This is a genomic window from Dyella sp. AtDHG13 (genome assembly GCF_003201105.1).
In the GTDB taxonomy this organism is placed as follows: domain Bacteria; phylum Pseudomonadota; class Gammaproteobacteria; order Xanthomonadales; family Rhodanobacteraceae; genus Dyella; species Dyella jiangningensis_B.
Map to the genome: position 1 here is coordinate 177,471 of NZ_QICJ01000004.1, position 11,973 is coordinate 189,443.

10 protein-coding genes are annotated in these 11,973 nt (G+C 67.8%); 5 read left to right on the forward strand and 5 right to left on the reverse strand.

Annotation, left to right across the window (positions count from 1 at the left end; all coding sequences use genetic code 11):
- Positions 1 to 337: 337 nt before the first annotated feature.
- Together gltB and BDW41_RS09250 are read left to right on the forward strand one after the other, a co-directional pair.
- Positions 338 to 4,780, forward strand: coding sequence for a glutamate synthase large subunit (gltB, locus tag BDW41_RS09245; protein ID WP_074548141.1), 4,443 nt, complete (start codon positions 338 to 340; stop codon positions 4,778 to 4,780).
- Positions 4,781 to 4,916: 136 nt separating this feature from the next.
- Positions 4,917 to 6,356 carry an FAD-dependent oxidoreductase gene (locus tag BDW41_RS09250; RefSeq protein ID WP_074548143.1) on the forward strand — a complete coding sequence of 480 codons (1,440 nt, stop codon included), beginning with the start codon at positions 4,917 to 4,919 and terminating at the stop codon, positions 6,354 to 6,356.
- 46 nt (positions 6,357 to 6,402) lie between these two features.
- Here BDW41_RS09250 and BDW41_RS09255 read toward each other — a convergent pair whose 3' ends face one another.
- Positions 6,403 to 7,161: a class I SAM-dependent methyltransferase gene (locus BDW41_RS09255; protein ID WP_074548145.1), complete on the reverse strand. Its 759-nt coding sequence runs from the start codon at positions 7,159 to 7,161 to the stop codon at positions 6,403 to 6,405.
- A 77-nt stretch (positions 7,162 to 7,238) separates the two neighbouring features.
- Here BDW41_RS09255 and BDW41_RS09260 point away from each other — a divergent pair, with 77 nt between their 5' ends.
- From BDW41_RS09260 to BDW41_RS09270, 3 genes are all read left to right on the forward strand, one after another.
- Positions 7,239 to 8,051, forward strand: a complete 813-nt coding sequence (locus BDW41_RS09260) for a helix-turn-helix transcriptional regulator (RefSeq protein WP_074548147.1) — start codon at positions 7,239 to 7,241, stop codon at positions 8,049 to 8,051.
- A 14-nt stretch (positions 8,052 to 8,065) separates the two neighbouring features.
- Complete coding sequence (locus BDW41_RS09265; protein ID WP_074548149.1) at positions 8,066 to 8,935, forward strand: methylglyoxal synthase; 870 nt, start codon at positions 8,066 to 8,068, stop codon at positions 8,933 to 8,935.
- A gap of 75 nt (positions 8,936 to 9,010) precedes the next feature.
- Positions 9,011 to 9,772, forward strand: a complete 762-nt coding sequence (locus BDW41_RS09270) for an NRDE family protein (protein WP_074548151.1) — start codon at positions 9,011 to 9,013, stop codon at positions 9,770 to 9,772.
- 207 nt (positions 9,773 to 9,979) lie between these two features.
- Here BDW41_RS09270 and BDW41_RS09275 read toward each other — a convergent pair whose 3' ends face one another.
- The 4 genes from BDW41_RS09275 to BDW41_RS09290 form a co-directional block, all read right to left on the reverse strand.
- Positions 9,980 to 10,402 (reverse strand): YchJ family metal-binding protein, encoded by a 423-nt coding sequence (locus BDW41_RS09275; protein ID WP_199535312.1) that lies wholly within the window; start codon positions 10,400 to 10,402, stop codon positions 9,980 to 9,982.
- A gap of 81 nt (positions 10,403 to 10,483) precedes the next feature.
- A complete protein-coding gene (locus BDW41_RS09280; RefSeq protein ID WP_074548153.1) occupies positions 10,484 to 11,077 on the reverse strand; it encodes a DUF938 domain-containing protein in 594 nt (197 codons plus the stop codon).
- Positions 11,078 to 11,275, reverse strand: a complete 198-nt coding sequence (locus tag BDW41_RS09285; RefSeq protein WP_074548155.1) for a hypothetical protein — start codon at positions 11,273 to 11,275, stop codon at positions 11,078 to 11,080.
- 69 nt (positions 11,276 to 11,344) lie between these two features.
- Positions 11,345 to 11,923, reverse strand: coding sequence for an NnrU family protein (locus tag BDW41_RS09290; RefSeq protein WP_074548157.1), 579 nt, complete (start codon positions 11,921 to 11,923; stop codon positions 11,345 to 11,347).
- Positions 11,924 to 11,973 lie beyond the last annotated feature (50 nt).

Genomic DNA, 11,973 nt, shown 5'->3' on the forward strand with positions numbered 1-11,973 from the left:
GGCCAGCGCCGTGCGTCGATCCCGGTCACGCACTCTTCATCGCAGCGCCGATGCGATCACTGGTATGCCTCGTGCGATCGTCACGCGCGATGCGATGCCGACGAGTGGTGCGCAAGTGCGCACTCGATGGGAGCGTCGCCTTATGTGCCGCGTCGCGGGATTTGTCCTGCGAGACAAGAAAACACTTCCAATTGAAACTTTCATTTGGACGTAAAGATGTCTTTGACGCGACGCACCAAACTGTGTTTTAGTCGAACCCACACTATGGACGCGTGACAGCGGCGCCTTCGGCTCCGTTGGGACGACGCGTCTCCCACCATCGGCCTGGGGAGGCGAGATGGCGCAAGCAGGTCCGACGCTTTACGACGTTGCGTTCGAGCACGACAGCTGCGGTTTTGGTCTGGTGGCGCAGATCGACGGCCGTGCGAGCGCATGGGTAGTGGACACCGCATTCAGTGCGCTGGCCAAACTTTCCCACCGCGGCGGCGTGAACGCGGACGGCGTGAGCGGCGACGGTTGCGGCGTGCTGTTCCATCGCCCGCAGGCCTGGCTGAAAGCGCTTGCCGATGAAGCCGGCATCGCGCTGGGCGAGCGTTTCGCCGCCGGCGTGGTATTTCTCGATCCCCACGGCGACGATGCCGCCGTTCCGGTGCTAGAACAGCATCTGCGCGAGGAAGGCCTGCGCGTGGCGGGCTGGCGCGACGTGTCCGTGAACGCCGACGCCTGCGGCTCGCTGGCCGCGGCGGCCAAGCCGCATGTTCGCCAGGTGTTCGTGGAGCCGGCGGCATCGATGGACGATGGCGCCTTCGAGCGCGCCCTGTTCCGCGCGCGCCGCCGTGCCGAAGTCGCGCTGTCGGATGACGAACATTTCTACGTGGTCACGCTGTCCGCGCAGGTCGTGGGCTACAAGGCGATGGCCGCGCCCGGCCGCCTGCGCGACGTGTTCGCGGACCTCACGCATCCGGCCTTGAGCAGCGATGCGGTGGTGTTCCACCAGCGCTATTCCACCAACACCACGCCGCAGTGGCGTCTGGCGCAGCCGTTCCGGCTGCTGGCGCACAACGGCGAGATCAACACCATCCGCGCCAATCGCCGCTGGATGCAGTCGCGCGAATCCATCCTGCATTCGCCGCTGCTCGATCTTTCCGACATCGGCCCGCTGGTGCGCCAGACCGGCTCGGATTCGGAAAGCCTGGACAACGCGCTGGAAGTGCTGATCGCCGGCGGCCTCGACCTGCTCACGGCGATGCGCGTGCTGGTGCCACCAGCCTTCGCCGCGCGCGAAGGCATCGATGAGGACCTCGCCGCGTTCTACGAGTACTACGCGCTGCATTGCGAACCCTGGGACGGCCCGGCGGGCCTGGTGATGTGCGACGGCCACTACGCCGCCTGCACGCTGGACCGCAACGGCTTGCGTCCCGGGCGCTGGGCGCTGTCGGCCGACAACCATCTCATCGTCGCGTCCGAGGCGGGCCTGTGGGACGTGCCTTCCTCGCAGGTGGTGGCCAAGGGCCGCCTCGCGCCCGGCGAGATGATCGCGGTGGATCTGCGCCAGCATCGCCTGCTGCGCGACGCCGACATCGATGAGATCAACCGCAAGCGTGCGCCGTTCCGCGACTGGCTGCGCGCGGGCGTGAGCTATCTGGAATCGGATCTGATCGATCCCTCGCTGGCCGCCGAGCCGTTGCCGGCGGAGGAACTGCGCCGCTACCAGAAGCTGTACGGCCTTTCGCGCGAGGAACGCGAAACCGTGCTCAAGGCCATGGTGGAGCTGGAGCAGGAAGCCACCGGCTCGATGGGCGACGACACGCCCATCGCCGCCATGTCGCGCCAGGTGCGGCCGCTGTTCGACCGTTTCCGCCAGGGCTTTGCGCAGGTCACCAATCCGCCGATCGACCCGCTGCGCGAAAAGCTGGTGATGTCGCTGGTGACGCAGATCGGCCCGGAATCGAACGTGTTCGACCTCACGCCGGAGAACGCGAAGCAGATCCTGATCAACTCCCCGGTGCTCTCGCAGCGCAAGCTGCGCCAGTTGCTGGCCTTGCCGCAGTACGCGGGCACGCCGCGCTTCGACCTGATGTACGCGCCGGAAGAAGGGCTGGAAGCCGCGCTGCGCCGCCTCTGCCGCGAGGTGGAAAAGGCCGTGCGCGAAGGCTGCCAGCTGGTGTTCCTCAGCGACCGCTATCCGCAGAAGGGCCTGCTGCCCATCCATTCGCTGCTGGCGGTGGGTGCGGTGCACGCGCACCTCATCGAGCAGGCGCTGCGATGTCAGTGCAACATCCTGGTGGAAACCGCCACGCCGCGCGACCCGCATCAGTTCGCCTGCCTGCTGGGCTTCGGCGCCACCGCGATCTATCCGTGGCTGGCCTATCAGAGCCTGTTCGAGTTGGGCCGCGAAGGCCATATCGCCAGCGACCGCTTCGAGATCGGCCGCAGCTACCGCCGTGGCATCCGCAAGGGCCTGATGAAGATCCTGTCCAAGATGGGCATCTCCACCGTGGCGGGCTATCGCGGCGCGCAGCTGTTCGAGATCGTGGGCCTCGCGCCGGACGTGGTGGAACTGTGCTTCCCCGGCACGCCGTCGCGCGTGGGCGGTGCGGGCTTCGCCGAACTGGAGCACGACCAGCAGGTGCTCGCCGCCGAAGCGTGGAGCGATGCCTCGCCGCTGCGCGCGGGCGGCATCTACAAGTACGTGGTCGGCGGCGAGTACCACATGTACAACCCGGACGTGATCGGCACGCTGCAGAAGGCGGTGCGCACGGGCAACCCGGCCGATTACCGCGCCTATGCGAACTTCGTCGATCATCGCCCGCCCTCGGCGCTGCGCGATCTGTTGTCGCCGCGCCCCTTGGGTGAGGCCGTCCCCATCGAGGAAGTGGAATCCGCGCAGAGCATCCTGCGCCGCTTCGACTCGGCCGGCATGTCGCTGGGCGCGCTGTCGCCGGAGGCGCACGAGGCGCTCGCCATCGCGATGAACCGCCTCGGCGCGCGCAGCAATTCCGGCGAGGGCGGCGAAGATCCAGCGCGTTACGGCACCGAGAAGATGTCCAAGATCAAGCAGGTCGCCTCGGGCCGCTTCGGCGTCACGCCGCAATATCTGGTCAATGCCGAAGTGCTGCAGATCAAGATCGCGCAGGGCGCCAAGCCCGGCGAAGGCGGCCAGCTGCCGGGCCACAAGGTGGACAGCACCATCGCGCGCCTGCGCTACGCCAAGCCCGGTATCGGCCTGATCTCGCCGCCGCCGCATCACGACATCTATTCCATCGAGGATCTGGCCGAACTGATCCACGACCTCAAGGAAGTGAATCCCGAGGCCTTGATCTCGGTGAAGCTGGTCAGCCACGCGGGCGTGGGCACGGTGGCGGCGGGCGTGGTGAAGGCCGGCGCGGACCTGATCACCGTCAGTGGCCACGACGGTGGCACGGGCGCGAGCCCGCTCACCTCCATCAAGTACGCCGGCACGCCGTGGGAGCTGGGCCTGGCCGAAACGCAGCAGACGCTACGCCGCAATGACCTGCGCGGACGCGTGCGCCTGCAGACCGATGGCGGCCTCAAGACCGGCCTCGATGTGATCAAGGCGGCGATGCTCGGCGCGGAAAGCTTCGGCTTCGGCACCGGGCCGATGGTCGCGCTGGGCTGCAAGTACCTACGCATCTGCCATCTCAACAACTGCGCCACGGGCGTGGCCACGCAGCACGCGGTGCTGCGCAAGGAACACTTCATCGGCCTGCCCGAGATGGTGATGAACTACTTCGGCTTCATCGCCGAGGATGTGCGCGCGCATCTGGCGAAGCTGGGCGCGCGCAGCCTGGACGAGATCATCGGCCGCGCCGACCTGCTGGAGCAGGTGGATGGCACCACGCCGGTGCAGCACAAGCTGGACCTGGCGCCGCTGCTCGGCCACGGCACGTTGGGTTCCAACGTGGACTTCGCCTGCACGCTGCCGCGCAACCCGATGCGCGACGAAGCGGCGCTGGCGACGCGCATCGACGAAGCCACGCGCGAGGCCATCGTCAACCGCACCGGCGGCGAGTTCGAATTCGACATCGTCAACACGGATCGCGCCATCGGCGCGCGTCTCTCCGGCGAAGTGGCACGCCGTTACGGCGACCACGGCATGGAGCTCAAGCCAGTGCTGCTCAAGCTGCGCGGTGCGGCCGGACAGAGCCTGGGCGCGTGGAATGCGGGCGGCGTGCATATCGACCTGGTGGGCGAGGCGAACGACGGCGTCGGCAAGGGCATGGCGGGCGGCCGCATCGTGGTGCGTCCGCCGGCGGATTCGCCGTTCGCCACGCAGGACGCCTCCATCATCGGCAACACCTGCCTGTACGGCGCCACCGACGGCGAGCTGTTCGCCGCAGGCCGCGCGGGCGAGCGCTTCGCCGTGCGCAATTCCGGCGCGCTCGCCGTGGTGGAAGGCGCGGGCGACCACTGCTGCGAGTACATGACCGGCGGCGTCGTCGCCGTGCTCGGCAAGGTCGGCCTCAACTTCGGCGCGGGCATGACCGGCGGTTTCGCCTACGTGCTGGATATCGAGCGCACCTTCGTGGACTGCTACAACCACGAGCTGGTCGACATCCTGCGCATCTCGCCGGAGGGCATGGAGCACTACATGCAGCACCTGCGCGGCCTGGTGGCGCGGCACGTAGAGCTGACGGGCAGCGACTGGGGCCGCCGCATCCTGGCGGACTTCCGCGGCCTGCAATACAAGTTCTGGCTGGTGAAACCGAAGGCAGCAAGCCTGGCGGCGCTCGCTGAGGAACTGAGGAGCGCGGCATGAGTGGGCAACTGCTGTTGCCAGGGAATTGGGAATTGGAAATAGGGAATAGGCAAACCCTTGCGGGCTTGCGAAAACCTGCCGGGCTGGCGCTCTTCCTATTCCCCATTCCCGATTCCCTATTCCCGGCGCAACGCCCATGACCGACAAGACCTTCCAATTCCTCAATGTCCAGCGACAGACGCCGCGCACGGTGCCGGTGGCGATCCGCGTGCTGGGCTATGGCGAGATCTCCGGCGATTTCGGTTCCGAACAGGCCGGCACGCAGGCGGAGCGCTGCATCGATTGCGGCAACCCGTACTGCGAGCACGCCTGCCCAGTGCACAACTACATCCCCAACTGGCTGAAGCTGGTGCAGGAAGGCCGCCTGATGGAAGCGGCCACGCTGATGCACGAAACCAATCCGCTGCCGGAAATCTGCGGCCGCGTATGCCCGCAGGATCGCCTGTGCGAGGGCGCCTGCACGCTGGAGCAGACCGCGTTCGGCGCGGTGACCATCGGCAGCATCGAGCGCTGGGTGACGGACGAGGCGCTGCGGCAGGGCTGGCGGCCCGATCTTTCCGCCGTGCAGGAAACCGGCAAGCGCGTCGCCATCATCGGCGCCGGCCCGGCGGGCCTGGCCTGCGCGGATCGCCTGCGCCGCGCGGGCATCGCGGCCGACGTGTATGACCGCCAGAGCGAGATCGGCGGCCTGCTCACCTTCGGCATTCCGCCCTTCAAGCTCGACAAGGGCGTGGTGCGCACGCGCCGGCAGCTGCTGGAAGGCATGGGCGTGCGTTTCCTGCTCAACCGCGACGTGGGGCGCGACATCGAATTCGGCCAGCTGCTGGACGACTACGACGCCGTGTTCGTGGGCACCGGCGCGTACACCTATGTCGATGCGCAGCTGCCGGGCCGCGAACTGCACGGCGTGCACGACGCGCTGCCCTTCCTTATCGCCAATACCGAGCGCCTGCTGCGCGACGAATCGCCGTCGCCTTCCTTCGACTTCCGCGGCAAGCACGTGGTGGTGCTCGGCGGCGGCGATACCGGCATGGACTGCAACCGCACGGCGATCCGCCTTGGCGCCGCCAGCGTCACCTGCGTGTATCGCCGCGACGAGGCCAACATGCCCGGTTCTGCGCGCGAGGTGAACTACAGCCGCGAGGAGGGCGTGACCTTCCTGTTCCAGCGCCAGCCGTTGGAAATCCTGGGCGGTGCGCGCGGCAACGTGCGCGGCGTGCGCGTGGTGGAGACGGCGCTGGTGGACGACGGCACCGGCCGCCTGCGTCCGCAGAACGTACCCGGCACCGAATACGTGATCGATGCCGACGTGGTGATCCAGTCGTTCGGTTTCCTGCCCAGTCCGCCGGATTGGCTGCGTTCGCATGGCGTGGCGTTGGACAAGTCCGGGCGCGTCATCACCGGTGCCGATGGAGCGTTGCCGCACCAGACCAGCCATGCGCAGATCTTCGCCGGTGGCGACAACGTGCGCGGCGCCGACCTGGTCGTGCGTGCCGTGTACGACGGGCGCGAAGCGGCCGCTTCCATCGTGCGCATGCTGCAGACGGTCGACGCCGAACTGTTGGCGCACGCCTGAGCCATGCCCATGCGGGAGCGCGGCGATGCGCTCCCGCGAGCCGCCATCAGCGGGCCGTGAAAGTGGCCGTGTCCAGCACGAAGCTGCCATCGTCGGCGATGGCGAAATGCTCCCGCACCTCGTCCGGCGCCGTGGCCTGCAGGGCACGAATGGCCGCGACCTGCGCATCCGGCGTGCGGGTGCGCGCCACCCAGTCGGGGAAACGCAACGGCAGGCGGCGCCGCGTGATGCCATCCACGGTGAATCCCGCCGCTGCCAGCGCGGCGATCCATTCGCTTGCCCGATAGTTGCGCACGTGCGAGACGTCGCGCAGCAGCTCCAGCGTCTGCAGCCAGCTGTCGAGCAACGCGTGCTCCGGCGAAATCACGTCGATGAAGATCGCGCGGCCTCCCGCTTTCAGCACGCGCCGGGCTTCGCGCAAGCCGGCATCACGTGAGTGCCAGTGATGCGTGGTGTAGCGCGCCACGACGACGTCGAACGCATCGTCATCGAACGGCAGCCGCTCGGCGGGCGCGGCCTGCACGGCAACGTTGTCCAGTCCGCGTTCGACGGCGGTGCGGCGTACCGCATCGAGCATGTCGGGCGTCACGTCGCAGGCCACCACCTCGCGCGCCAGCGGCGCCGCGCGGTAGGTGACGTGGCCGCCGCCACAGCCCAGATCCAGCACGCGGCCGGGCACCATGGCGTGCAATTCGGCTTCGATCTGGTCGAGGTCCGGCCCCTGGCGGTGCACTTCGCTGCTCACGTAATCCTGGGCGCGCGGCCCGTACTGGTCGGCGACGAAGCGCTGTTGCGGCGTGGTCATGCGGGTTCCTCCGGTGATGTGCGGTGCGCATTGTCCGGGCGGCCATCGTCCGGTGTAAGTTGTGCACTTATCCCGGTATGACTGGTACCACCCTGGACACGCCCAACGACCCGCACCGTTTGCTCGGCCAGTTCCTTCGCGCGCGCCGCGAAGCGGCGACGGCGGACACCTCGCTCGGCGAGGGCCGCGGCAGGCGACGCACGCCGGGCCTGCGTCGCGAGGAAGTGGCGCAGCGCGCCGGCATCAGCACCACCTGGTACACCTGGCTGGAGCAGGGGCGCGACGTGGCGCTGTCGGCGGATGCGCTGGCGCGCCTGGCCGATGGGCTGAGTCTGTCTGCGGCCGAGCGCGCCTATCTGTTCGAGCTGGCGCGGCGGCGCGATCCCGCACCGCACCTGCTGGATGAAGCCGGCACGCCGAACGAACTGCTTCATGCGGTGGCCGTGCAGCCCGTGCCGGCCTATCTGCTGGACCGGCATTGGCGACGCCGCGCGTGGAACGAACCGGCCGCCGAACTGTTCGCCGCGTGGCGCGACAGCGGCGAAGAAAACCTGCTGCGCTTCGTCTTCCTCGATGCGGCCGCGCGCGATCTGATCACCGATTGGGACGACCGCGCGCAACGCCTGGTGGCCGAATTCCGCGCTGACACGGCACTGTATCCCGACGATGCGACACTGCTCGCGCTGGTCGACGCATTGCGCCGCGAAAGCGCGGCCTTCGAGCGCTACTGGAACGCGCAGGGCGTGCAGGCGCGCGAGGGCGGCCGACGCACGTTCGATCATCCGCGGCTTGGCCACGTCGCCTACACGCAGGTGACGCTGGTCCCCGCCAGCCACACCGATTTCAAACTGGTCCTGCTGCTGCCCGAAGGCAGCACACCCAACCCCTGATGGAGTGACACCCCATGCGTCTCGGCCTTGCCGCCAACCAGCTTCACCATGCCCATGCGAACGCCGCGCTGTTCCGCTGGCTGCACGCATGCGAGGTGGGCATCCGCGAACTGGATCTTGGGCTGCATGCGGTGGGGCGCACCTACGATGCGATCCATCGCGCGGGCTATCTGGAGCGCTACCTGCCGCTGCGCCGCTATCCCTACGGACGCGAGGGCGGCCTGATGAAGCTGGTGGCCGAAGTGGTGGGGCTGGGCGGCGAGCGCGTGCTCGATGGCGCCATCTATCTGATCGATCCGGTCGATCCTTCGTCGATCTTTCCCGAAGCCATCGCGCTCAAGCGCCAGTGCGTGATCCACGGCAAGCCCTTCATTTCCACCGTGGCCACCGCGCGCGACTGGATCGAGATGGAACGCATCCACGCGGGTTTCGCGCCCGACGCTGGCGCCAACATCTTCCACGATCTGGAAGCGCAGACGCTGGCGCTGATCGCGCATGACGCCATGAAGCCGCAGATGCTGGCCTTCGCCGCCGAGCACTTCGACGTGCTGTCGCGCTTCGCGCATCGCGTGGGCACCGGCACCACCGGCCAGCGCCTCAACGAGCTGGCATGGAGCCGCGGCTGGCCGACGGACAAGGCGTGGGTGGAGCGCTACCAGAGCGGCCCGATGGGCGGCGACGCACAGATCGCCGACCTCGTGCTCGAACGCCGCTGCCAGCGCGCGATCTTCTTCGAGGATCCGCACGTGGCGCGCCAGCACGAGGCCGACATCCAGCTGCTGGAGCGCGCCGTGACCACGCGCACCGACGATGCCGTGTGCATGACCTCGCCCAAGGTGGCCGCGCGCTGGGCTGCGGCGGTGGCATTGCGTGGCATAGGGTGATCCGTTGCGCCGGGCGCATACTGAGCGTCTGTCGGCCATGGCGGCTGTCGTGGTTATCGTGTGGAGATTGTCCCCATGTGTGTGATTGCTTTCGCCTGGCACGCGCATCCGCGCTGGCGCCTGCTGTTGATCGGCAACCGCGATGAGTTCCACGCGCGGCCCAGCCTGCCGCTGGCGCGCTGGGACAAGCCGGCGATCATCGCCGGCAAGGACCTGGAAGCCGGCGGCACCTGGCTGGGCGTGACCGACGACGGCCGCTGCAGCGTGGTGACCAATGTGCGCGACCCTCGCGATCCGCAGCTGGGACGTTCGCGTGGCCTGCTGTCGCTGGACTATCTCGCGGGCGCGGATGACGCGGTGGGCCATGCCAAGGCGCTGCTGGGTACGGCGGCCGACTATCGCCCGTTCAACCTGCTCACCTTCGATGCGACGCACGCGTTCTACATCGGCAATCGTCCGGACTCGCGCGCGCAGTCGGTGGAACCCGGCGTACACGGCCTGTCCAACGCGGACTTCAATGCCCCGTGGCCCAAAACGCGCGCACTGATGCGGCATCTGCGCGAATGGATCGACGCGGGACACGACGACGAGTTCGCGCCGCTGTTCGACGCGCTGGCCGATCCCCGGGGCTATCCCGACGATCAGCTGCCCGATACCGGTGTGGGCCTGGAGCGCGAGCGCTGGCTGTCGTCGGCGTTCATTCGCGGCGATCGCTATGGCACGCGTGCAAGTACCGTGGTGGCCATTGGCCATGACGGCCGTGGCGTGGTGGTGGAGCGGCGCTTTGGGCCTAACGGCCGTGAGGAAGGCGAGACGGCGATTCCGTTCTCGCGCTGATAGCGTGCTCAATCTTGCGTGAGCACCCATTCCTCGCCGTCATTCCGGCGCAGGCCGGAATCCAGTGACGAGAACGATCGGTTGTCGCGTGACTTCAAAGCGTTTGGCTTTCGGCGAAAACCGCACTATGGGGCCACTGGATTCCGGCCTGCGCCGGAATGACGGATGGTGGACTGAAGATTTAGCACCGCTCCATGAAGTGCAAACTCACTCTCCGGACTTCTCCGGAAACTCCCCGTCCACGTAGAACCAGCGTCCGTCTTCGCGCACGAAGCGGCTGATCTCGTGCATGCGCTGTGCCTTGCCGCCGCCGTAGCGCAGGCGCGCAACGAACTCGACGATGGCGGCGTCGCCGTCGCTCTCGTGCCGCTTTACGGTAAGGCCCAGCCAGCTTGGCGCGGGTTGCTGGCTTGCCAGCTTGAGGTGTGCGGGGCGCGTGCTGTGGTGCCAGGTGTCGAGCAGGTAGTCCTCGCGCTTGAGCACGTAGGCGCTGTAACGCGAACGCATCAGCTGCTCGGCGGTGGCCGCCACGGCGCCTTCATGCAGCAGCCCGCAGCAACGGGCGTATCCCTCGTTGTTGCCGCAGGGGCAGGGCGTGAGCGTGTCGATGGCTTGCACGTAGGGTCGCATGATTTGGCGTGGGCGCGGTTTGGGGCGCCTCCGTCACGCATCCTGACGCCAACCGGGGAAAAATGCCAATGATCCGGCCCGTCAGCGGGTGCGCTGCCAGATCCGCAGGCGGTTGTTGGCGGGCATGGCGACGTCGTCGATCAGCGCGAAGCCGGCGGCCTCGGCCAATGCATCCACCGCTTCGGCATCGCGGATGCGCATGTGCTCGCCGCGCGCCTGCAGCCATTCGTCGAACGACGCGTTGCTCTCGCTGGTATAGCGGCCGCCGTAGTTGAACGGGCCATAGATGGCCAGCTTCGCATCCTTGGTGGTCACGCCGGGTAGATGGAGGAACAGCGATTGCACCTCGTCCCAGCCCATGATGTGCAGCGTGTTGGCGCTGAACATCGCGTCGTAGTCGCCCGCGGGCCACGCATCGTTCACGTCCAGCGCGAGCGGAGCGGGCGTGTTGGGCAAGGCGGCCTCATCCAGCCATTGCCGGATGCCGGGCAGGTTGTCGGCGCGGTCGGTGCATTGCCAAAACCACTGCGGCATGGCCTGCGCGAAATACACCGCGTGCTGCCCGGTGCCGCTGCCGATCTCCAGCACCTTGCGCCGGTCGGCGAACCGGTCGCGCAGCACCGCGAGAATCGGCTCGCGGTTGCGCTCGCACGAAGGCGCGTTGGGCTTGTCCACTCAGACCGGGCGCCCGCGCAGCACGCGCGCAGGCAGCATCAGCAGGGCGCCAAGAAAGGAAAACACCGCATTCACCGTGATGCCCACCAGGCGGAACGGCAGCATCAGCAGCCACACGATGGGGTAGAGCACCAACGCCAGCAGGGCCAGCGGCCAGCAGACCACCAGCAGCAACACCCAGAGCAGGAAACCGACCATGGCCCGATCCTCATGCGGGAAACGGCGCCACTCTAGCGCAGCGCCGTGGCACGGCCCAGATGACTGATTTCACCCCATCGGGTTCACGCCGATCAGCCAGCCGTGCAGCCAGAACGCGAACACCGCCCACAACACGATGCCCGCCACCAGGGCGATGGCGTCGCCCTTGACCGTGCCCGCGGGATACACCACGCCAGCGGCCAGGTCGCGACGGCGGGCGCTGACGAAATCCACGATGGCCCACAGCAGGAACGCTCCGAACAGCACCACGTCGTGCAGCATGCCGGTGGCGAGCAGATGGCCAAACGCCCAGACCTTCACGCCGGCGAGCATCGGGTGTCCCAGTCTCGCCTTGAAATGATTGGCCGGCACATAGGCGGCCACCACCAGGATGAAAGCCAGCAGCGTGAAAAGCGCGTTGAGGTGGCGCAGCGCAAGCGGCGGCACATACAGCAGCACCGGGTGCTGGCGGACAAGGCCGAAGCCCCACACGATCAGCACGAAGCCGACGATGGAAATCAGTGAATAGAGGCCTTTCCAGCCGTTCTCGCCCAGTCGCGCGCGCTGCCGCGTGCGCCAGCCATCGGCCACGATGCGAACGGAATGGATGCCGAGGAACAACACCAGGCCGACGATGAGCAATGCCATGACTTCACCTTGGCGGGCAGGGTGCGCCGATCATGGCACGCGCCGTGGGC

What these genes read in the sequence shown, in the direction of transcription:
- gltB (WP_074548141.1), top strand. Translation starts at nt 338, where the DNA reads ATGGCGCAAGCAGGTCCGACGCTTTACGACGTTGCGTTCGAGCACGAC.
- BDW41_RS09250 (WP_074548143.1), top strand. Translation starts at nt 4,917, where the DNA reads ATGACCGACAAGACCTTCCAATTCCTCAATGTCCAGCGACAGACGCCG.
- BDW41_RS09255 (WP_074548145.1), bottom strand. Translation starts at nt 7,161, where the DNA reads ATGACCACGCCGCAACAGCGCTTCGTCGCCGACCAGTACGGGCCGCGC.
- BDW41_RS09260 (WP_074548147.1), top strand. Translation starts at nt 7,239, where the DNA reads ATGACTGGTACCACCCTGGACACGCCCAACGACCCGCACCGTTTGCTC.
- BDW41_RS09265 (WP_074548149.1), top strand. Translation starts at nt 8,066, where the DNA reads ATGCGTCTCGGCCTTGCCGCCAACCAGCTTCACCATGCCCATGCGAAC.
- BDW41_RS09270 (WP_074548151.1), top strand. Translation starts at nt 9,011, where the DNA reads ATGTGTGTGATTGCTTTCGCCTGGCACGCGCATCCGCGCTGGCGCCTG.
- BDW41_RS09275 (WP_199535312.1), bottom strand. Translation starts at nt 10,402, where the DNA reads ATGCGACCCTACGTGCAAGCCATCGACACGCTCACGCCCTGCCCCTGC.
- BDW41_RS09285 (WP_074548155.1), bottom strand. Translation starts at nt 11,275, where the DNA reads ATGGTCGGTTTCCTGCTCTGGGTGTTGCTGCTGGTGGTCTGCTGGCCG.
- BDW41_RS09290 (WP_074548157.1), bottom strand. Translation starts at nt 11,923, where the DNA reads ATGGCATTGCTCATCGTCGGCCTGGTGTTGTTCCTCGGCATCCATTCC.